The following is a 20,819-nucleotide window of genomic DNA, read 5'->3' as shown; positions in this document are numbered from 1 at the left end:
CATCGTCATCGAAGACGCCACCGCAAAAAATGTCTGTTCGACCGGCCCGCCGCTGATCCTGACAAAACGCGAACTGGCAAAGCAGGGCAGCGCCGCCGTCTATTTTTCGAATGACGAAACCGGCCAGATGCCAGAAGTCAGGTTCGCGCTCTCCGAGCCCTATCGGCCCTGGCATGCGCAGAGACGCTTTTCGCGCGAGGCACGCGGCATGCCGCCCTATGAGCGGAAGCTGCGCGCGTTCACAGGCACCAAATTCCCGTGGGTCAAAGAACAGCCGGCCCAAGATGCCGGCCCGTCAGAAGACTAACGCTGGCCAAGCAATCCGGCCGAGTCACGTTCAATAGCGGCGGATGAGGCCGACCAGCTTACCCTGCACCTTCACCCGGTCGGGGCCGAAAATCCGCGTCTCATAGGCGGGATTGGCCGCCTCCAGCGCAATCGACGCGCCCTTGCGGCGGAACCGCTTCAAGGTCGCTTCCTCTTCATCCACCAGCGCCACGACGATTTCGCCGGGATTGGCGGTGTTGGAATTGCGGATGATCACCGTGTCGCCATCGAAAATGCCGGCCTCGATCATCGAGTCGCCCTTCACCTCGAGCGCATAATGCTCGCCGCCAACGATCATTTCAGGCGGCACCGAGATGGAATGGGTCTTGTGCTGGATGGCGTCGATCGGCACACCGGCCGCGATGCGGCCCATGACTGGGATCGATACGGCGCTCGCCACATCGTCATTGCCGGCAGCCGGCGCATTGCGGACCGGTTCGGCGGTGCGGCGACCAAGGCTGCCTTCAATGACGCTCGGCGAAAACTTGGCGCGTTGCGGGGCAAGACCGGGAGCAATCGAGTCGGGCAGGCGGAGCACCTCGAGCGCCCGCGCACGGTTCGGCAGGCGACGAATGAAGCCGCGCTCTTCAAGTGCGGTGATGAGCCGGTGGATGCCGGATTTGGAAGCCAGATCCAGGGCTTCCTTCATTTCGTCGAAGGAAGGCGGGATGCCACTTTCCTTCAGCCGTTCATGGATGAAGAGCAACAGTTCGTGTTGTTTGCGCGTCAGCATCACCGGCCCCCGGGAATCAACCCCTAAAACAAAACCAGAACAAACACTATCTGTTCCATTTGTGTTCCGCAACTGTTTAAATTTTGATGAAATCATCAATCCGGCGTAAACCATTACGACTACGCCGTCGTGCGCGGGCCTACAGCATCCGTCGCAGGAAAGCCGACAGGGCTTTGATTCTATGAGGATTTTCCGCTGGCACGGCGGCGCGTGCCATGTCGACATCGACCGAACCGATTTTCACCGGATGACGACGTCTCAGCCGCGAGAGGCGACGGATGGTGAACAAAAGCCGTCCAAATCATCTTCTCATAGCGGGAAGACGATTCGATCAGCTGCCAGGGCCTGCGTCAGCGCAGCCGCAATACAGAGCAGATCGTGCCAATAGGTGCCGCAGGCGCAAAAGGTTCGCGGATGATCAGGCCGTTTGCGTCGGCAAAGGTCTTCAGCATCGACGAGTCCTGCGTTTCGAACGGCGTCGCCTTGAGCCCGTCGGGCTCGTGGCGCAGCACCGCCCGCACATAGTCCTGTCGCAGGTCGTTGGCGGCCATAGGCTTGTCGAGTGCTGCCTCGCAAATGTCGGGCCGGTAGGCGCGCCCGCCGAGCCGCGACAGAAGCGGCTTGAGGAACAAATGCGAGCAGACGAGGCTTGCGACCGGATTGCCGGGCAGGCCGAGAAAGCGGGTGCGGCCGCGCCGGCCGAACATCAGCGGCTTGCCCGGGCGCATGGCGATCTTCCAGAAGTCGAGCTCCATGCCCTCGGCGATCAGCGCCTCGTTGGTAAGGTCATGGTCGCCGACCGAGGCGCCGCCTAGTGTCACCACCACGTCGGCGTCCTGCTCAAGCGCGTGCCTGATGCGCGCCGAGATCGCCGGTCGGCTGTCAGGCACGATGCCGAGGTCGAGCACGCGCGCGCCGACCGATTCGGCGATGGCCGCAACGCCGAAGGCATTGGAGGCGACGATCTGATCGGGGCCGAGCTCGCTGCCCGGCAGAAGCAACTCGTCGCCGGTGGCGATGATCGCCAGCAGCGGCTTCTTGACGACTGGCAGGCTAGGGTGGTTTGCCGATGCGGCCAGCGACACGGCACCGGCATCCAGCAGCCGGCCCTTTTCCAGCAGCAGGTCGCCGGCCGAGAAATCGAGGCCCATGCGCCGAATGTGCCGGCCCGCGGCCACGGCTTCGATGACCTCGACTGTTCGTTCGTCGAGGCGGCGCGCGTTTTCCTGGATCACGATGGTGTCGGCGCCTCCGGGCATCGGCGCGCCGGTGAAGATGCGCACTGCCTGTCCCGGCCCAATTGAGCCGTTGAAGCGGCGGCCGGCCGGCGCGTCGCCGACAACCTGCAGCGTCACCGGCACCGATGCGACGTCGGCGGCGCGCACGGCATAGCCGTCCATCGCGGACGCGTCGAAGGGCGGCTGGGTTCGAAGCGCCCTGACATCGTCAGCCAGCATGCGGCCCGCCGTTTCCGCAAGGGGGACATACTCGCCCTCGCGCGGCTCCGCCCCGTCGAGCAGCCGTTCAAGTGCCTCGCTGACGGGCAACAATGCCATCTCAGGCACCCGCTTTGTAGTCGCCGGACTTGCCGCCGGTCTTCTCGACCAGCCTTATGCCGGAAATCTCCATGCCCCGGTCCACGGCCTTGGCCATGTCGTAGATGGTCAGGCAGGCGACAGAAGCCGCAGTCAGCGCTTCCATTTCCACGCCGGTCTTGCCGGTCACACGCGCCAACGCCGTCACGCGCAGCCCGGGCAGGCTGTCGTCCGGTTCGATGTCTACCGAAACCTTGGTCAGCAGCAGCGGGTGGCAAAGCGGGATCAGCTCATGCGTGCGCTTGGCCGCCATGATGCCGGCCAGTCGCGCCGTGCCCAGCACGTCGCCTTTCTTGGCGTTGCCCTCGCGGATCAGCTTCAGCGTCTCCGGCAGCATGCGAACAAAGCCTTCGGCGATCGCGGTGCGCTCGGTTTCCGCCTTGGCGCCGACGTCGACCATATGCGCCTGGCCTTCGGTGCCGAGATGGGTGAGGGCGGGTTTGTCCGACATTGCCTAGCCGTTCGCCGCCTGAGCCGCAGGCGCTCCAGTCAGCAGCATGCGGGTAGCCGCGGTCACATCGGCCTGGCGCATCAGGCTCTCGCCCACCAGGAAGGTGCCGATACCCGAACTCTCCAGCCGCCGGCAGTCGTCATGGGTGAAGATGCCGCTTTCGCCGACCAGCAGCTTATTGTCCGGCACCATCTTCGAAAGTCGCTCGGAGGTTTCGAGGCTGACTTCGAAGGTGCGCAGGTTGCGATTGTTGATGCCGATCAGCGGCGAGGCGAGTTTAAGGGCCCGCTCGGTCTCGGCCTCGTCATGCACTTCCACCAGAACGTCCATGCCGAGATGGTGGGCGGCGTCTTCGAGTGCCTTGGCTTCGTCGTCGGTCAGGCTCGCCATGATGACGAGAATGGCATCGGCGCCCCAGGCGCGTGCTTCATAGACCTGGTACGGCTCGAACATGAAATCCTTGCGTAGCGCCGGCAGCCCGCAGGCAGCGCGCGCGGCGGTCAGGAATTCAGGCGCGCCCTGGAAGGAGGGCGTGTCGGTCAGCACGGAAAGACACGCGGCGCCGCCAAGCTCATAAGCGCGGGCAAGCGCCGGCGGATCGAAATCCGGTCGGATGAGCCCCTTGGACGGGCTCGCCTTCTTGATTTCGGCAATCAGCGCGAACTGGCCGGCGGCCCGCTTTGCCCGCAGCGCGGCCAGAAAACCGCGCGGCTCTTCCACGTCGCGGACCTGCGCCTTGAGCTCGATCAGCGGCAGCCGGGCCTTGGCCGCGGCGATTTCTTCGCGCTTGTAGGCTTCGATCTTCGCAAGAATGTCGGCCATGACGCTACCCGTTGGAGACCTTCACCAGGGCATCGAGCACACTCAGCGCCTTGCCGCTGTCGATCGAGGCTGCTGCGGCTGCAACGCCGTCTGAAATGTTCGAAACCTTGCCGGCAACGACAAGTCCGGCGCCGGCATTCATCAGCACTGTGTCGCGATAGGCGCCCGGTTTGCCCGACAGCACCGCTCGCAGCGCCTGTGCGTTGTAGCTGGCTTCGCCGCCGCGCAGGTCTTCCTTGCTGTGGCGCTTCAGCCCGAGTTCCTCGGGAGTCAGCACAAAGCTTCGGATATCATCGCCAACAAGCTCTGCGACATGCGTCTCGCCGGTCGTGGTGATTTCGTCATAGCCGTCGCCATGCACCACCCAAACGTGATCGGCACCCAGAGCCTTCAAAGTCTCGGCCACCGGCTTGACCCATTCGGGCGAGAACACGCCGACCATCTGGCGGGTCACGCCGGCCGGATTGGAAAGCGGGCCGAGCAGGTTGAAGATGGTGCGCGTGCCGAGCTCGACGCGCGTCGGGCCCACATGGCGCATGGCCGGATGGTGGGCCGGAGCGAACATGAAGCCGACGCCGGCTTCGCGCACGCAGTTGCCGATCTCGGCGGGCGTCAAGTCGATCTTTACGCCGAGGGCCATCAGCACATCGGCGGCACCCGTCTGCGAGGACAGGCCGCGATTGCCATGCTTGGCCACCGGCACGCCAGCGCCCGCGATGACGAAGGCGGAAGCGGTGGAGATGTTGACGCTGTGCGAGCCGTCGCCACCGGTGCCGACGATGTCGACTGCATCGGCAGGGGCTTCGACGCGCAGCATCTTCTCGCGCATCGTCGCCACCGCGCCCGAGATTTCGTCGACTGTTTCGCCGCGCACCCTGAGCGCCATCAGGAAGCCACCGATCTGGCCCGGCGTGGCATCGCCGGACATGATGATGTCGAAGGCTTCCTTGGCTTCCTCGAAGGAAAGCGGGTTGCCTGTGGCGACCTTGGCGAGGTGAGGTTTGAGCGTACTACTCATTGTCAGAACGCCATTGCCTGGCTGATCGCGCCCTGGTTCACCGAGACGGAGTATTCCGCCCGAAGCTTGGCAACCAGCTCGTCCAGCATGTCATCGCCGATGCCGCGCGCAAACTGGTTGCGCAGATCGTCGGGCACGGAGGCTGCGTCGGCGGCGACCGGTTCGGACACTTCCGTCACCTTGAACAGAACCTGAGCGTCGCCAGCGGGCGCGGCGAATACGCCGACACCATCCTGGGCGACGCCGAAGACCGCTGACACGCCAGCGCGGCCGAAATCGCCGTCGTCGGCCTCGCGCTTCAGGCCGCGCTTGGTCTGCTTCTCCAGCGACATTTCGGTGGCCAGGGTGTCGAGCGTCGAGCCGTCCTTCAGGCGCTTGGACAGTTCCTCGCCCTTGGCGGAAAGGCGCTTTTCCGTCTCGGCCTTCGTCCAGTCGGCGATAGCCTTGTCCTTGACCTCGTCGAGCGTGCGGTCACGGGCCTGGGTGACGCCCTCAACCTCGTAGAAGACATAGCCCGTCGAGCCCAGGGTGATGGGCGGGTTGTCCGCGTCGACATCGGCCTGGAAGACGGCCTGCAGCAGCTGCTGCGGCTGCGGCAGCGTGGAGATCACCTGGCCATTGGCGTCCTGCCCCATCCGGTCAACGGCGTCGATGGTCACCGCCTTCAGATGAGTCTTGGCGGCGGCATCCTTCACCGAGTCGCCGGCGGCGCGCGCATCCTCATAAGCGTCGTGCACTTCCATCAGCTGCCGGTTGGCTTCCGCCAGGGCCAGTCGCGTGCGGATGTCGCCGGCGACCTCTGCGAGCGGCTTGACGACTTCGGGCTTGATCTCGGTCACGCGCAGCAGCGCCGGGCCGAACTGGCCCTGGACCACGGGGCTGACCTCGTTGGCGGCCAGCGAGAAGGCCGCATCGGCGATCGCCTTGTCTGCGATCTTGTCCTTGCTCAGCGTGCCCAGCAGGATGTCCGCCTCGGTCTTGCCTTCACCCGTGGCGATCTTGTCGAAAGTGGCGCCGCCTTTGATCGAATCCAGGGCCGCGGTTGCCGCTTCCGGGCTCTTGAACACGATCTGCTCGATCGTGCGCTGCTCGGGCGAGGTGTAGCGGGCCTTGTTCTTCTCGTACTCCTCGCGCACCTGGTCGTCGGTGATCGACTTTTCGTCAACGATGTCCGAGGCCTCGAGCTTCACGTAGGAAATCTTACGGAATTCGGGGGCCGCGTACTTCTTCTTGTTCTCCTCGAACCAGGCGGAGAGCACGTCGTTTGACGGAGCCGAGATCGGCTCGACCAGCGACTTCGGCAGGACGAGATAATCCACGGTGCGGTCTTCGCCGCGGTAGAGGGCGACGCCGCGGAGGAAGGTATCGGGTGCCTTGAAGCCGTCGGAAATGGCCTCGACGATCTGCTGGCGGATTGCGACCTGCGAGCGATTGGCGAAATAATCGTCCGGGCGCATGCCGAGCTGGCGGATCACATATTCGAACTGCTGGCGGCTGAAGCGGCCGTCAGGACTCTGGAAGGCCTGGTCCTCGGCCGTCAGCGCGGCCAGCCGGTCCTTGGAAAGGCCAAGGCCCATCTTGCGCGCCTGCTCGTCAAGAAGAGCGCCGGCGACCAGTTGCGACAGCACCTGGTTCTCGAGGCCGAATGCCTTCATCTGGTCGCGCGTCAGGCGCTGGCCCAACTGCTGCTGCAACATATTGACCTGGCGATCGTAGGCCAGGCGGTAGTCGTTGATGGACACGTTGGTGCCCCCAACGGTCACGACCTTGTTGCCGCCGCTCTGGCCTTCCATCATCTTGCCGGTGATGCCCCAGATGGCAAAGCTCACGACCAGCATAAGAAGCAGGAGCTTCGCAACCCAGGTTCCAGCGGCGTTTCGCAAGCTATCGAGCATGATCTCTTCCGGTTTCTTGTCGTTTTATGACGTGTTTGGCGTCTGATTGAAGGGCAATAGCCTCCTTCACGCCCAGTGTCGATTGCTTTGTGGTCTGATTTTGCTAGTGAGGGCACGGGGCACCGATCACAAGAACAGGATCAGAGCATTATGACGCCAGGAATTCGTCCGCTGGTCGCCGGCAATTGGAAGATGAACGGAACGAGCGCTTGGCTCGGCGAATTGCGGGCAATCGGGGAGGGGTTCGCCGGGGGACTTGATGCCGTGGCCGACGGACTGGTCTGCGTTCCTGCAACGCTCATCTCCCGCGCAGCCGACACGGTGGCCGGCACCCCGGTGACCATCGGCGGCGAGGACTGCCACGCCAAGGAAAGCGGCGCGCATACCGGCGACATTTCGGCCGAGATGCTGAAAGATGCCGGCGCCAGCTATGTGATCGTGGGTCATTCGGAGCGCCGTACCGACTGCGGCGAGAATGATGCGATTGTCTATGCCAAGGCCGAGGCCGCCTGGCGCGGCGGGCTCGTCGCCATCATCTGCATCGGCGAGACGCGCGCCGAGCGCGAAGGCGGCGCGACGCTGGACGTTCTTTCCCGTCAGATCGAAGGGTCGGTACCGACGGCCGCAACTGCCGCCAATGCGGTGGTTGCCTATGAGCCGGTCTGGGCGATCGGCACCGGCCTGACGCCGACAGTGGCCGATGTGACCGAGGCGCATGCGCATATCCGGGCTCGCCTTGCCGAAAAGCTCGGCGCGGAAGCCGGCAAGATGCGCATTCTCTATGGCGGCTCGGTAAAACCCTCCAATGCCGTCGAACTCCTTTCCGTTGAAAATGTCGACGGAGCCCTGGTGGGCGGCGCAAGCCTGAAGGCATCGGACTTCCTGGGCATAGCCACGGCCTATAGGTCGATCTGACATTTTCCGTTGCAATGCGGGTTCCTCATCCCATATTGGGAGACGGACTTGGAAATACAGCGAAACCGTTGTATTGAGCCGCCTCCCATTCCTCGAGCGCGACGGCGTCCGCAAAACCGCCAGTTTCAGGTGAAGTCATGCAAACCGTAATTATTGTTATTCATCTGATGGTCGTTCTGGCGCTTGTCGGCGTCGTGCTGCTGCAGCGTTCCGAAGGCGGTGGCCTCGGCATCGGCGGCGGCTCCGGCTTCATGAGCGCGCGCGGCGCGGCCAATGCGCTGACCCGCGCGACCGCGCTCCTGGCGGCAGCTTTCTTTGCCACCTCGCTGCTCCTCTCGATTCTCGCACGCTACGGCGAGCGTCCGATCGACATCCTCGACCGCGTTCCGACGACGCAGGGCAACACCGGCACTCAGGGCGGCACCGACACCCAGGGTGGCTCGACCGGCGGCGGCGTTCTCAACCAACTCGGCGGCCAGCAGCCCGCACCGGCCCCGGCACCTGCTGCCGGCGGCAATGCGGCAACCCCGCCCGCTTCGCCTGAGGTCCCGGCAGCTCCGGCGCAGCCGGCCGCTCCGCAGGTTCCGAACCAGTAAGGTTTTTGCCCCGAAGGCTCTCGAAAGAGAGCGAAGATTTTGCAACCCCGCCGTGCGTCAAGCGCGGCGGGGTTTTGCTTTAAGCTGCCGTTTGGGGTGGTCCAAGCGACCACTGTTGTCGATCGGCCACAGTGCATGCAATTGCGAATCGCATCCACTGAAATGGCCGTTTCCCCCATTGTGCTGATCTTGAGGTTCCCAAGTTTAATTGCTTATAAACCCTGAAGTGGCAGTATCTGCTTTCGCACCGCACAGTTGTGCGCTGTCGCTAGCCAAATTATTTTCGGGATCGCTAACATGCATATTCGCAGCCTCGTTGCCTTGGGCATCTGCGCGGCCATCGGCGTTTCGGCTCCTGCCTATGCCGACACGTCACGGGCAAACACTTATCTGGCTCCGTCCAAGGCCGTAGAGGCTGATACCAAGGGCGATGCGGCTCAGAAGAAAAAGAAGCTGACTTCCAAGCAGAAGGCCAAGGAAGCTGAAAAGCTTGCCGCCAAGGAAGGCAAGACCAACAAGGCCGAGCTGACGACGGGCGCCATTACCGAGTCGGGCACGATCAGCCGCACCGGCAACAACGGCGAACTGCGCAGCGAAGCGAGCGGCCGGCCGCAGGGCGGCTTCCTTGCGATGCTCTTCGGCGGCGACCCGGCCGCACCGGCCATGCTGCCGCAGACGCGTGCACTGGATGCGGTTCTGGAGCAGCGCCAGTCCAAGAAGCAGTTCAAGGTCAAGGCCGACTATGAGCCTCAGGAAGTCGCCTTCTCCGGCTACGAGCGCGGCACCATCGTCATCGACACCAAGGCCCGCTACCTCTATCTGATCGAAACCTCGTCGACCGCCCGCCGTTATGCGATCGCGGTGGGTCGTGAAGGCCTTGAGTTCAGGGGTACGGCCAAGGTTGGCGACAAGCAGGAATGGCCACGCTGGATCCCGACGCAGGACATGCAGAAGCGCGATCCGAAGAAGTACGGCCAGTATAAGGAAGGCATGAATGGCGGCCCGGACAACCCGCTGGGCGCTCGTGCCATCTACCTCTATCAGGGCAAGTCGGACACGCACATCCGCATCCACGGCACCAACCAGCCGCAGACCATCGGCACCAACTCGTCCAACGGTTGCTTCCGTATGGTCAACGACCACGTGATCGACCTCTACAACCGCGTCAAGATGGGCACGGAAGTCGTCGTTCTGTGATCGATTCGGCATCAATGAAAGGGCCGGCCCAGCCGGCCCTTTTTGTTTGGGCGCATGCTGCCCAGACCAAACAGGCCGGGAAAAATCGCCCTGCGCGGATTTTTTACTGGCGGAATCAATCCTACAGCGATAAGCGATGACTCCCATGGCGCGATATGTATTCATCACTGGCGGCGTGGTTTCTTCCCTTGGAAAAGGCATTGCCGCAGCAGCACTAGGTGCTCTCCTTCAGGCACGCGGTTACCGTGTGCGTATCCGGAAACTCGATCCATACCTCAATGTGGATCCCGGCACGATGTCGCCGTACCAACACGGCGAGGTCTTCGTGACCGACGACGGGGCCGAAACGGACCTCGATCTCGGCCACTACGAACGCTTCACTGGCCGCTCGGCCAACCAGAGCGACAACATCACCACTGGCCGTATCTACAAGAACATCATCGAGCGCGAACGCCGCGGCGATTATCTTGGTGCGACCGTCCAAGTCATCCCGCACGTCACCGACGAGATCAAGAACTTCGTCCTGTCGGGCAATGACGACTACGACTTCGTGCTGTGCGAGATCGGCGGCACCGTGGGCGACATCGAGGCGATGCCGTTCCTGGAAGCCATTCGCCAGCTCGGCAACGACCTGCCGCGCAACAACGCGGTCTATGTTCATCTGACGCTGATGCCGTACATCCCGACGGCCGGCGAGTTGAAGACCAAGCCTACCCAACACTCGGTCAAGGAACTGCGTTCGATCGGCATTGCACCCGACATCCTGCTGGTGCGCGCCGACCGTCAGATCCCCAAGGAAGAGCGCCGGAAGCTGTCGCTGTTCTGCAATGTCCGCGAATCGGCGGTCATCCAGGCGCTCGACGTCGGCCATATCTACGATGTGCCGCTCGCCTATCATAAGGAAGGCCTGGATTCGGAAGTTCTGGCCGCGTTCGGCATCGACCCGGCCCCGAAGCCGCGTCTCGATGCATGGGACGAGGTTTCGCAGCTCATCCACAATCCGGAAGGTGAAGTCACCATCGCGGTGGTTGGCAAGTACACCGGCCTCAAGGACGCCTACAAATCGCTGATCGAGGCGCTGTCGCATGGCGGCCTGGCCAACCGGGTCAAGGTCAAGCTCGAATGGATCGAGTCGGAGATCTTCGAGAAGGAAGATCCCGCACCGTGGCTCGAAAAGGTGCACGGCATTCTCGTGCCAGGCGGCTTCGGCGAGCGCGGCGCGGAAGGCAAGATCCTTGCGGCCAAGTTCGCCCGCGAGCGCAAGGTGCCGTATTTCGGCATCTGCTTCGGCATGCAGATGGCGTGTATCGAAGCGGCCCGCTCGCTGGCCGGTTTCGAGAATGCGTCTTCGACCGAGTTCGGACCGACCAAGGAGCCCGTCGTTGGCCTTATGACCGAATGGCTGAAGGGCAATATGCTCGAGAAGCGTCAGTCTGCAGGCGATCTCGGCGGCACCATGCGGCTTGGCGCCTACCAGGCGCGGCTCGCCGAAGGCTCGAAGATCGCGGAAATCTACGGCAACACCGATATTTCCGAACGCCACCGCCACCGCTACGAGGTCAATGTCGACTACAAGGAGCGGCTGGAAGAGTGCGGCCTGGTCTTTGCCGGCATGTCGCCCGACGGCGTTCTGCCCGAGACGGTCGAGTATCCGGACCATCCCTGGTTCATCGGTGTGCAGTACCACCCCGAACTCAAGAGCCGTCCGCTCGATCCGCATCCGCTGTTTGCGAGCTTCATCGAGGCGGCGGTCGAGCAGAGCCGACTGGTCTAGTTTCGGAACCGCTGCCCTAAGGATGGGCGGTTGCTACTGAACGGAAACGGGCGGGAAAGATTCCCGCCCGTTTTTCTTTGTGTGAGGTCCGCTCAGGCCCGCGCCACCGGCCTGTTCACGCCGACCTTGGCTGCGCGCAAGACGTAGTAGATCGCACCCGCGATGCCGACGCCGAAGAACCAGCCATAGACGCCCCACCACTCGGGCAGCCAGTTGGTGAGGTTCGGCAGGATCGACGAGAAGAGCGCACCGATGCCGGCGGCGATGAACGCCGCGACATGCCAGCCCGACTGGAAGCGGAACTCGCCGTTCTCACGGTAGAGATCCTCGACGTGAATCTCGCCTTTGCGGATGAGATAGTAGTCGACCATCATCACGCCGAAGATCGGGCCCATCGTCGCCCCAAGCACGCCGACGAAGGAGGCCGCGCTGCCTTCCCAAGGCGCGAAGGGATAGAGCACAAGTGCAATCAATGCAGCGATATAGCCGCCTTTCTTGAAGTCGATCTGCTTTGGAAAGACGTTCGAGAAATCGAATGCCGGCGAGACGAAATTCGCCACCACATTGATGCCGAGCGTCGCCACCGCGAAGGTCACGGCCGCCAGCAGCGCCAGGAACAGGCTGTCGAACTTTGCCGAGATCTGGTCGGGGTGCAGTAGCACCTCGCCATAGACGTCATAGGCCGCGATCGTGGTGACGCCGGCAACCAGCGAAAACAGGATCAGGTTCACGGGCAGGCCCCAGAGATTGCCCTTCCGCACCGCGGCCTTGTCGGGCGCATAGCGCGAGAAGTCGCAGAAATTCAGGTAGAGCGCAGAGAAATAGGTCACCCAGATCGCGGCCACTGCCGCCAGTGACGCGATCGAGCCAGGCACGCCAGGAACACCGGCATCCTTGGTCTTCTCCAGCAGCACATCCATCGGAATGTCGCTGGTGAAGCGCGGCCCGCCGGCCTGCCAGCAGAGATAGATGGCGAGCAGCAGCATCATGACCCACACGGCCGGACCGGCCCAGTCCTGGAACCGTCGCACCGTCTCCATGCCGCGCTGGATGATCAGGAGCTGCAGGGCCCACACCACCAGGAAGCAGATGACCTCGAGCCCGGAATGGCCGAGGAAATGTACGTTCTGATGGAAGTTTGCGAACCACTCGCTGCGAATGAGCAGCGCCACGATGGCGCCGGACGCCGCCGCCGTCTGAGCACCGTACCAGAAGCAAGCCACGATCGCGCGCACCAGCGCCGGAATGTTAGCGCCCCAGATGCCGAACGAGGCACGCGCCAGAACAGGAAAGGGCACGCCGGTTTTGACGCCTGCGTTACCGATGAGGTTCATCAGCGCGAAGATGATCAGCGAGCCGATGCCGATCGCGATCAGGAAATTGACGAAGCCGCCGCAGAACAGAAAAAGGCTTGCGGCAAGATAATAGCCCCAAAGGCTATGCACGTCCGATGTCCAGACGTTGAATATGCTGAATGCGCCCCAGTTGCGCACTTTGGCCGGAGCCAGGTCTTCATTGTAAAGCGACGACGACGCGCCGGAAATGCTCATGCCAGTCTCTCCCCAAAGACTCACACCAATTTTCCATTAGCCAGCGAAGCCTATGCCTGACGTTGGGGAAAGTCCACGGCGGCGATCACAAAGTAGAGTTCCGGCCTGAGTGTCGGCGCACCCAGATGTGAGCGGGGGGTGTTCAACGCATCGTTCACACAACCGCGCCTGAAAATCCAAATCTCGTTCACATAGCTATCAAGTATCGGAACTGCACAGCAGCCACCCGACAGATTTTGAAAGAGATTATTGGAGAGTTGAAATGAACAAGATCGTCCTTACCCTTGCCGCCGTCGTCCTTGCTTCGGGTACGGCTTTTGCAAGCGATCGTTTTGGCGATGCAGCTCCGGCCCTGAACGACATCAATCGCGGCGTCGTTGTCACCACCGCACCGCAGGCGCTCAACCGTTCGGGCGACGCCGCCGCGGCTTCGGTCCTGGTCAAGGCCCCGTCGTTCGATTACAGCTCGGCCGCTGCCTTCGGCGCGACCAGCAACCGGATTGGCACCAGCCCGCGCATTCTCTACGGCAGCAACTAAGATCGTAATGTCAACCAACACGGGCGGCAGGCTTCGGCCTGGCCGCCCTTGGTTTATCTGGCTTCTGCGTGGACGCGCTCCATGAACGCCATGGCGCCATGCGGCGCATTCACTTTGCCGGAAGTGATGAAATAGACGAATACGTCGCGAGGCTTGACCGGTGCAACGTGCGCAGGATCCGCGCGCGGCAGGTCGGCAGGGGTGCCGCCTTGTGCCCAGGTCTCGGCGCGGGCAACCCATTCGTCCAGCGCCTTGGGTTCATAACAGGTCGGGATGTCGTCGGAGCCCGTCTGCAGTCGTGCATAGACGAAATCGCCGGTGACATCGGCGATGGCCGGGTAGGTGGCGTGGTCGGCATAGACCACCGGCACATTGTATTTCCGCAGCAGCGCGGCAAATTCCGGCACGACGAAGGAGGGGTGGCGCACCTCGACAGTGTGGCGCAGCGCTACGCCATCCTGCTTTTCCGGCAGCAGTTTCAGGAAGGCTTCGAAATCGTCGTGGTCGAACTTTTTCGTGTGTGCGAACTGCCACAGGATCGGCCCGAGCTTTTCGCCGAGCGCGGCGACACCTGATCCCAGAAAGCGCATCATGGACTCGCCCGCCTCGCCAAGCACGCGGCGATTGGTGACGAAACGATTGCCTTTCAACGAATAGACAAACCCGTCCGGCGCCTCCCTGGCCCATTTGACGAAGGTGGGCTCCTTGAAGCTCGAATAATAGGTGCCATTCACCTCGATGGTCGGTACCTGGCGGCTTGCAAATTGCAGCTGCTTCGCCTTGGCCAGCTTTTCGGGATAGAAGGACGTGTCCCAGGGCTCGAAGGTCCAGCCGCCCATGCCCGCGCGGATAGTTCCGGACTTGGTCATTCGTTCTTCCTCCGACAAAACAAAAATCTAGGCGAGGGCCGCAGCGCCAACAGGCTTTGCCATATCGACCAGGATCCAACCTGGCCGATAAGGATTGGGCCGGCGACCCGTTTCATGAAAACCATAGGCGAGATAGAGCGCAATGTTCCGCTCCATGCGAGCATTCGTGTAGAGCCGGACTTCCGGCAAGCACATTTTCCGCGTTTGCTCTTCCAACCAGCGGAGCAGGGCGATGCCAAAACCCTTGCCCTGGAAGGCCGGTGAGACGGCGATGCTGAAGATCATGACATGATCCGCGTGGCGCTCGAACACCATCAGGCCGCCGATCTCACCGCCTGTCTCGAGAAGCCAGACTTCGCCGCCGGCGACGCGCGGGGCGTAATCCTCGGTGACGGGGATAGGTGGTCCGCCCAGAAGGGCGGTGTAGGGCGCATAGGCGGCAGTGGTCAATTCCACGACTGCCGCGAGATCGGCCGGCTTTGCTTCCCTGATTTCCACGATAAACCCCTCTCGCTTCGCAGCCACTCGCAGGCCGGCTTATGCCGCCAAGCCCATGTCTGGTCATCTCTTTGTGACCAGCAGACAATCACGAATATACATCGGCTCTCCGCTGAGCCCCAAGGAAAGGTCGCCTACCGTTCCGTTCTCATCCAGCCAACTTTGGAAAGCTCCGCTGGCGGGCGCATTGTCCAGTACAATAACCATCAGCCAAACATTGCTTGCGCCCACTTTCCGACCGTCCCAGCGCACGACAGCGTCACGCCAGTTCTTACGCAAGAAATCGAAAACGAACTCAGGATCATCCGCGTAAAAGCGAAAAATCTCACTGGTCATCTATCGAAATCCGCTCGAAGACAATCACTCCGCCGCTTCCCGCTTTCCCTTTGGCCGCCGCTCCAGCAATTCCATCAGGAACTGGCCGGTGTAGCTGCGCGGCTCGGCAATGATGTCTTCCGGTGTGCCGACGGCCACGAGTTCGCCGCCGCCGTCGCCGCCCTCAGGACCGAGGTCGAGGATCCAGTCGGCTGTCTTGATGACTTCGAGATTGTGCTCAATCACCACCACCGTGTTGCCCTGTTCGACCAGCTCATGCAGTACTTCAAGAAGCTTGGCCACGTCGTGGAAATGCAAGCCGGTCGTCGGCTCGTCCAGAATGTAGAGCGTCTTGCCGGTCGCCTTGCGCGACAGTTCCTTGGCGAGCTTGATGCGCTGCGCCTCGCCGCCCGAAAGCGTCGTCGCCTGCTGGCCGACATGGATGTAGCCGAGCCCGACCTTGACCAGCGTCTCTAGCTTGTCACGCACCGCCGGAACGGCCGCGAAGAACTCCGCGCCTTCCTCGACCGTCATATCAAGCACGTCAGCGATCGACTTGCCCTTGAAGGTGACGTCCAGCGTTTCGCGGTTGTAGCGCTTGCCGTGGCAGACGTCGCAGGTGACGTAGACGTCCGGCAGGAAGTGCATCTCGATCTTGATGACGCCGTCGCCCTGGCAGGCCTCGCAGCGGCCGCCCTTCACGTTGAAGGAGAAGCGGCCGGGCTGATAGCCGCGCGCCTTGGCCTCCGGCAGGCCCGCGAACCAGTCGCGGATCGGCGTGAAGGCGCCGGTATAGGTCGCCGGGTTGGAGCGCGGCGTGCGCCCGATCGGCGACTGGTCGATGTCGATGACCTTGTCGAGGAATTCGAGCCCCTCGATGCGATCGTGCTCTGCCGGATGCTCGCGCGAGCCCATGATGCGTCGGGATGCTGCCTTGAACAGCGTCTCGATCAGGAAGGTCGACTTGCCGCCGCCCGAAACGCCGGTCACTGCGGTGAAGGTGCTGAGCGGAATTTCCGCCGTCACGTTCTTCAGATTGTTGCCGCGCGCGCCGACTACTTTTATGCGCCGGCCCTTCTTCATCTGCCGGCGCGCCTCCGGCACCTGAACCTCGAGCTCGCCGCTCAGATATTTGCCGGTGATCGAATTGGGGTTGGCCATGATCTCGGCCGGCGTACCCTGCGCGATGATCTGCCCGCCGTGGATGCCGGCGGCGGGGCCGATGTCGACGACATAGTCGGCGGTGAGGATCGCGTCCTCATCATGCTCCACCACGATGACCGTGTTGCCGAGGTCGCGCAGATGCTTCAGAGTATCGAGCAGCCGGTCGTTGTCGCGCTGGTGCAGGCCGATCGACGGCTCGTCGAGCACGTAGAGCACACCGGTCAGGCCCGAGCCGATCTGCGAAGCCAGGCGGATGCGCTGGCTCTCGCCGCCCGACAGCGTTCCCGAATTGCGCGCCAGCGTCAGATAGTCGAGGCCGACATCGTTGAGGAAGCGCAGCCGTTCGCGGATTTCCTTGAGGATGCGTGCTGCGATCTCGTTCTGCTTATCGTTGAGGCTGGCCGGCAGGTCCTCGAACCAGGCATTGGCCTTGCGGATCGATTGCCCCGTTACCTCGCCGATATGCCTGCCGCCGATTTTCACCGCCAGCGCTTCCGGCTTCAGGCGATAGCCTTTGCAGGCCGGGCAGGGCGTGGACGACATGAAGCGCTCGATTTCCTCGCGCATCCAGGCCGATTCCGTTTCCTTCCAGCGGCGCTCGAGGTTCGGGATCACGCCCTCGAAAGTCTTGGTCGTCTTGTAGGAGCGCAGGCCGTCGTCATAGTTGAAAGCGATCTCGCGCTCGCCCGTTCCGTAGAGCACGGCCTTCTGCGCTTCAGCGGAAAGGTCCTTGAACTTGTCACCCAGCTTGAAGTCGTAGACCTTGCCCAGCGCTTCCAGCGTCTGCGAGTAGTAGGGTGAGGTCGATTTCGCCCACGGGCTCACCGCGCCGTCGCGCAGCGAGACATTGTCGTCCGGCACGATCAGGCTGGCATCGATGGCGCGTTGGCTGCCCAGGCCGTCGCAGGCCGGGCAGGCGCCGAACGGATTGTTGAACGAGAACAGGCGCGGCTCGATCTCCGGAATGGTGAAGCCGGATACCGGACAGGCGAATTTTTCCGAGAACAGGATGCGCTCATGCGTCTCGTTGGCCGACTTGTTGGCCGCGCCGCCTTCCGCCGTCTCCTCTGGCGGGAGCGGCTTGTCGGCGAATTCGGCAACCGCAAGGCCTTCGGCAAGCTTGAGCGACGTTTCCATGGAGTCGGCGAGACGGGTCGCGAGATCCGGCCTCACGACGATGCGGTCCACGACGACATCGATGTCGTGCTTGTACTTCTTGTCCAGCGCGGGCACGTCGGCGATCTCGTAGAAGGTGCCGTCCACCTTCACGCGCTGAAAGCCTTTCTTCTGCAGCTCCGCCAGTTCCTTGCGGTACTCGCCTTTGCGGCCACGCACCAGCGGCGCCAAAATGTAGAGGCGAGTGCCTTCGTCGAGCGCCAGCACGCGGTCGACCATCTGGCTCACCGTCTGGCTTTCGATCGGTAGACCGGTCGCCGGCGAATAGGGCACGCCCACGCGCGCAAACAGTAGGCGCATGTAGTCGTAGATTTCGGTGACGGTTCCGACCGTCGAACGCGGATTGCGCGAGGTCGTCTTCTGTTCGATCGAGATGGCCGGCGACAGGCCGTCGATCTGGTCGACGTCCGGCTTCTGCATCATCTCGAGGAATTGCCGCGCATAGGCCGACAGGCTTTCGACGTAACGACGCTGGCCTTCTGCATAGATCGTGTCGAAGGCAAGCGACGACTTGCCCGAACCCGACAGGCCGGTCATCACGATCAGCGAGTCCCGCGGCAGGTCGAGATCAACGTTCTTGAGATTGTGTTCGCGCGCACCGCGAATGGAGAGGTATTTATGCTCGGCCATGCCAGTTCGCCGCCTCGATTTCAAAGTTTTCGGCTTGGCTGGTTTGTCCGGCCAAACCGCTCATGTAGGTATTCTCGTCAATCTGTCGAGGGATGCACACGCCCCGAGCTTTGGCGGTTTAACCGTCTTTGACCGCCACGAGCAAGCAAAAAGAACAAAGGCCGAACGCACTCCTGACATGTTTTGTCTCGGTTGGTCACCTGATCCGTGGCCGACGGGCGCTGCCCCCACGTTCGCCTGGACTCGCTGACGGCAACTGCGGTCATTTGGCACGCCTGTCACTCCAAGGTTGACCCTACGGAAGGATGGGGGCAGAATGGCTTTGTCATTCGAGGTTGAGCATCGGTGATGTTCTTCGTGGCCGACGGGCAAGTTTGCGAGACGCCGCAAACGGCGAATAAACGCCTCGAAAGGCATAGGCGTTAACACACATGGAGCGAGGTATGACCCCACCGGACAATCCGAATTGGCCTCACCTCGCCGTGAGGCCGCAGCAGGTCTGACCACCTTGGGTACCGGGTAAGGTCGGCCATCTGTATCATCCCAAAAATCAGGAATAATTTCACATCGGACCGTAGCCTGAAAACTACGGAATCTCTGAACTTAAAGTCGGTAAACCACTCCCGACATCTGGCGAAAATATGCCACGAAGGCCTCGCGCGCTCCTGAACGAGCGGCGAGGCCGTTCTCGTTCTGGGTATTGGCAGCGACTGGATCGCCAAGTCGGGAGCAGCCGAATGCAGCGCCCCCCCGGCAACGAGGCCTTGCAATTCGTACAAACCTACCTTAGAACAAAAATAGAACAAAACAATTTGTGGACAGAGTTCGAATTTTGCCGGGTCAAGAGGCCCGGCTTGCGGCGATCATATAGAATGCGCCGGCAGCAGTGCAGTTTTGTTAGGATGAGCGCGGAGCGGTGTCATGGCGGGTAGCGTCAATAAAGTCATTTTGGTCGGTAATCTTGGCGCGGACCCCGAAGTCAGGCGTTTGAATTCGGGCGAGCCGGTCGTCAACATTCGCGTCGCGACCTCGGAAAGCTGGCGCGACAAGAACTCGGGCGAGCGCAAGGAAAAGACCGAGTGGCATAATGTCGTGATCTTCAACGACAATCTGGCCAAGGTTGCCGAGCAGTACCTGAAGAAGGGCATGAAGGTCTATGTCGAGGGTCAGTTGCAGACCCGCAAGTGGCAGGACCAGAACGGCAACGAGCGCTACACCACCGAAGTGGTGCTGCAGAAGTTCCGTGGCGAGTTGCAGATGCTCGACGTCCGCGGGCAGGGCGGCGACAGCGGTCAGGTCGGATATGGTAGTGGCGGTGGCGGCGGCGGTTATGGTGGCGGCCGTGGCTCCGATTTCGGCCAGTCGGGCCCGTCGGACGACTACGGTCGCGGCGGCGGCAATCGCGGTGGCGGCGGTGGTGGCGGCGGTTCGTCGCGCGACCTCGACGACGAGATTCCGTTCTAAGGCCGGAATGCATGGCCAATTAGTTGGCCATTAAATCGTTACACTGGTTATTGATTTGAGCAGCGTCGTGGGCATGTCGAGGACATGAACACCTCGCTGCTCTTGCTTTGTCGCCAGCCGGTCATACGTCGCCCAGCCATGCGCGCCTCGATCACGTCCCCCATTTCACATAGTTCAGGATGGTGTCGGTGCGTATCAGCCCTTTGCGGAACAAGCCGGCGAAGGGCACCTTGTCGGTGTACACCGCACCTTCGCCGCGGGCTCCCGCCGGCAGGCGGAGATCTGGGTTGTCCATTTTGAGCACTGCGGCGAAGCGTGGCGCATTTGTCGAGCCATCGATCTGCGGGATGATGCCGCCGACAGGAATCTGACCGCCGCTCGTGATGTCGATCGTGTTGAGCACCTTCGCGGTGAACACGCGACCGGGATACATAGGAAAGATGACTTCGGCGTAGTCTCCAGGCCTTACCCCGAGAAACGCTCCTTGCGGGAAGGTCGCCACTACTTCGCCCCGGTTTCCCGGCGAGACATCGCAAATGAGTGGCATTACTGCGACGCCAGCGCTTACCACCTCGCCGGGCAGGATGTTCACATTGGAGACGAAGCCGCTGCAGGGTGCGACGACTTTGGTTTCAGCTAGGTCGTTTTGCGCCGCCTCGAGTTGCTGACGCACCTGCGCGACCGATGTGTCCTCGCCATTGATGTTGGACTGCAGCTCCAGCCTGGCCCGGTCTTCAGCAGCCTTGGCTCCGTTCTCCGCCTGCTTTGCGGTATCGAGATTGCGCTGGGCGGTGTCGGCGTCTGCTTGCGAAACCACCTTTCTCTTCAAGAGTTCGCTCTGGCGGCCGAACTCCTCCTTCGCCAGTTCGGTCTGGGCTTCGGCGCGGTGGCGCGCGGCAGTGGCCTGGTCCAGCCCCGCCTTGAGTTCGGCAACATTCTGTTCGGCCGCGGCGAGCGACGCCTTGAGGCGCTCGACATCGAATTCGAAGGGCTCCGGATCGATCGTGAACAACACGTCTCCCGTCATCAGCGGCGTATTCGCCTGCACCGCGACATTCTGCACGCGCCCAGGCTTGGAAGTGCGCGGCGCGATCTGCACCACACGGTGCAGCACCTGAACGTCGCTCGAGCCGGGCTGATAGAAATTCATCGCCATGAGGATGAAGAAGAAGAGCAATGGCCCGGCGGCGGCGAACAAAATGGCGAGCGGCAGCGACAGCCGCACTATCCTGAGCTTGACGAAGATCAGCCAGATGAGCGCGGCGTAACCGAGGAAAAGGGGCCACTGCATC

The 20,819-nt window shown here is 62.3% G+C and carries 18 protein-coding genes and 1 pseudogene; 7 read left to right on the top strand and 12 right to left on the bottom strand.

Annotated features, from left to right (window positions below):
- Positions 1-307 (top strand): annotated as a pseudogene (locus tag M2281_RS26675) (hypothetical protein); the annotation flags it as partial.
- Between the two features lie 30 nt (positions 308-337).
- On the opposite strand, the gene lexA reads toward M2281_RS26675, so the two are convergent.
- The 6 genes from lexA to M2281_RS26645 all read right to left on the bottom strand — a co-directional run bounded on the left by lexA (position 338) and on the right by M2281_RS26645 (position 6,841).
- A complete protein-coding gene (gene lexA, locus M2281_RS26670; RefSeq protein WP_280824234.1) occupies positions 338-1,060 on the bottom strand; it encodes a transcriptional repressor LexA in 723 nt (240 codons plus the stop codon).
- A 350-nt stretch (positions 1,061-1,410) separates the two neighbouring features.
- Positions 1,411-2,616, bottom strand: a complete 1,206-nt coding sequence (locus tag M2281_RS26665; RefSeq protein WP_280824233.1) for a molybdopterin molybdotransferase MoeA — start codon at positions 2,614-2,616, stop codon at positions 1,411-1,413.
- A 1-nt stretch (position 2,617) separates the two neighbouring features.
- Entirely contained in the window at positions 2,618-3,106 is a 489-nt protein-coding gene (moaC, locus tag M2281_RS26660; protein WP_280824232.1) for a cyclic pyranopterin monophosphate synthase MoaC, read from the bottom strand.
- Between the two features lie 3 nt (positions 3,107-3,109).
- The gene (gene trpC, locus M2281_RS26655) at positions 3,110-3,928 is read right to left on the bottom strand and encodes an indole-3-glycerol phosphate synthase TrpC (RefSeq protein WP_280824231.1); all 819 of its coding nucleotides are present in this window, start codon (positions 3,926-3,928) and stop codon (positions 3,110-3,112) included.
- Positions 3,929-3,932: 4 nt separating this feature from the next.
- On the bottom strand, positions 3,933-4,946 hold the full coding sequence (trpD, locus tag M2281_RS26650) for an anthranilate phosphoribosyltransferase (RefSeq protein WP_280824230.1): 1,014 nt from the start codon (positions 4,944-4,946) through the stop codon (positions 3,933-3,935).
- Between the two features lie 2 nt (positions 4,947-4,948).
- Positions 4,949-6,841, bottom strand: coding sequence for a SurA N-terminal domain-containing protein (locus M2281_RS26645; RefSeq protein ID WP_280824229.1), 1,893 nt, complete (start codon positions 6,839-6,841; stop codon positions 4,949-4,951).
- Between the two features lie 150 nt (positions 6,842-6,991).
- On the opposite strand from M2281_RS26645, the gene tpiA reads away from it, so the two are divergent.
- The 4 genes from tpiA (at position 6,992) to M2281_RS26625 (ending at position 11,323) form a co-directional block, all read left to right on the top strand.
- Positions 6,992-7,756, top strand: a complete 765-nt coding sequence (tpiA, locus tag M2281_RS26640; protein WP_280824228.1) for a triose-phosphate isomerase — start codon at positions 6,992-6,994, stop codon at positions 7,754-7,756.
- A gap of 137 nt (positions 7,757-7,893) precedes the next feature.
- Positions 7,894-8,352 carry a preprotein translocase subunit SecG gene (gene secG, locus M2281_RS26635; RefSeq protein WP_280824227.1) on the top strand — a complete coding sequence of 153 codons (459 nt, stop codon included), beginning with the start codon at positions 7,894-7,896 and terminating at the stop codon, positions 8,350-8,352.
- A 297-nt stretch (positions 8,353-8,649) separates the two neighbouring features.
- The gene (locus M2281_RS26630; RefSeq protein WP_280824226.1) at positions 8,650-9,549 is read left to right on the top strand and encodes a L,D-transpeptidase; all 900 of its coding nucleotides are present in this window, start codon (positions 8,650-8,652) and stop codon (positions 9,547-9,549) included.
- Positions 9,550-9,685: 136 nt separating this feature from the next.
- Positions 9,686-11,323 carry a CTP synthase gene (locus M2281_RS26625; RefSeq protein ID WP_280824225.1) on the top strand — a complete coding sequence of 546 codons (1,638 nt, stop codon included), beginning with the start codon at positions 9,686-9,688 and terminating at the stop codon, positions 11,321-11,323.
- A 92-nt stretch (positions 11,324-11,415) separates the two neighbouring features.
- On the opposite strand, the gene M2281_RS26620 is transcribed toward M2281_RS26625, so the two are convergent.
- Positions 11,416-12,873 carry an NCS1 family nucleobase:cation symporter-1 gene (locus tag M2281_RS26620; RefSeq protein ID WP_280824224.1) on the bottom strand — a complete coding sequence of 486 codons (1,458 nt, stop codon included), beginning with the start codon at positions 12,871-12,873 and terminating at the stop codon, positions 11,416-11,418.
- A 262-nt stretch (positions 12,874-13,135) separates the two neighbouring features.
- Here M2281_RS26620 and M2281_RS26615 point away from each other — a divergent pair, with 262 nt between their 5' ends.
- Entirely contained in the window at positions 13,136-13,411 is a 276-nt protein-coding gene (locus M2281_RS26615; protein WP_280824223.1) for a hypothetical protein, read from the top strand.
- Between the two features lie 53 nt (positions 13,412-13,464).
- Here M2281_RS26615 and M2281_RS26610 read toward each other — a convergent pair whose 3' ends face one another.
- The 4 genes from M2281_RS26610 to uvrA all read right to left on the bottom strand — a co-directional run bounded on the left by M2281_RS26610 (position 13,465) and on the right by uvrA (position 18,063).
- A complete protein-coding gene (locus M2281_RS26610) occupies positions 13,465-14,280 on the bottom strand; it encodes a DUF72 domain-containing protein (protein WP_280824222.1) in 816 nt (271 codons plus the stop codon).
- 27 nt (positions 14,281-14,307) lie between these two features.
- The gene (locus tag M2281_RS26605; RefSeq protein ID WP_280824221.1) at positions 14,308-14,778 is read right to left on the bottom strand and encodes a GNAT family N-acetyltransferase; all 471 of its coding nucleotides are present in this window, start codon (positions 14,776-14,778) and stop codon (positions 14,308-14,310) included.
- A 63-nt stretch (positions 14,779-14,841) separates the two neighbouring features.
- Positions 14,842-15,114, bottom strand: coding sequence for a hypothetical protein (locus M2281_RS26600; protein WP_280824220.1), 273 nt, complete (start codon positions 15,112-15,114; stop codon positions 14,842-14,844).
- A gap of 24 nt (positions 15,115-15,138) precedes the next feature.
- A complete protein-coding gene (gene uvrA / locus M2281_RS26595) occupies positions 15,139-18,063 on the bottom strand; it encodes an excinuclease ABC subunit UvrA (protein ID WP_280824219.1) in 2,925 nt (974 codons plus the stop codon).
- Positions 18,064-18,984: 921 nt separating this feature from the next.
- Between uvrA and ssb the strand changes: the two genes are divergently transcribed.
- Positions 18,985-19,527 carry a single-stranded DNA-binding protein gene (gene ssb, locus M2281_RS26590; RefSeq protein WP_280824218.1) on the top strand — a complete coding sequence of 181 codons (543 nt, stop codon included), beginning with the start codon at positions 18,985-18,987 and terminating at the stop codon, positions 19,525-19,527.
- A gap of 151 nt (positions 19,528-19,678) precedes the next feature.
- On the opposite strand, the gene M2281_RS26585 is transcribed toward ssb, so the two are convergent.
- Positions 19,679-20,818: an HlyD family secretion protein gene (locus M2281_RS26585; RefSeq protein ID WP_280824217.1), complete on the bottom strand. Its 1,140-nt coding sequence runs from the start codon at positions 20,816-20,818 to the stop codon at positions 19,679-19,681.
- Position 20,819: the final 1 nt, after the last annotated feature.

The sequence above is a fragment of the Pseudaminobacter soli (ex Li et al. 2025) genome (assembly GCF_029892515.1).
GTDB lineage: Bacteria > Pseudomonadota > Alphaproteobacteria > Rhizobiales > Rhizobiaceae > Pseudaminobacter > Pseudaminobacter soli_A.
Note: the sequence above shows the minus strand (reverse complement) of the source record. Positions and strands in the feature narration are given on the sequence as shown.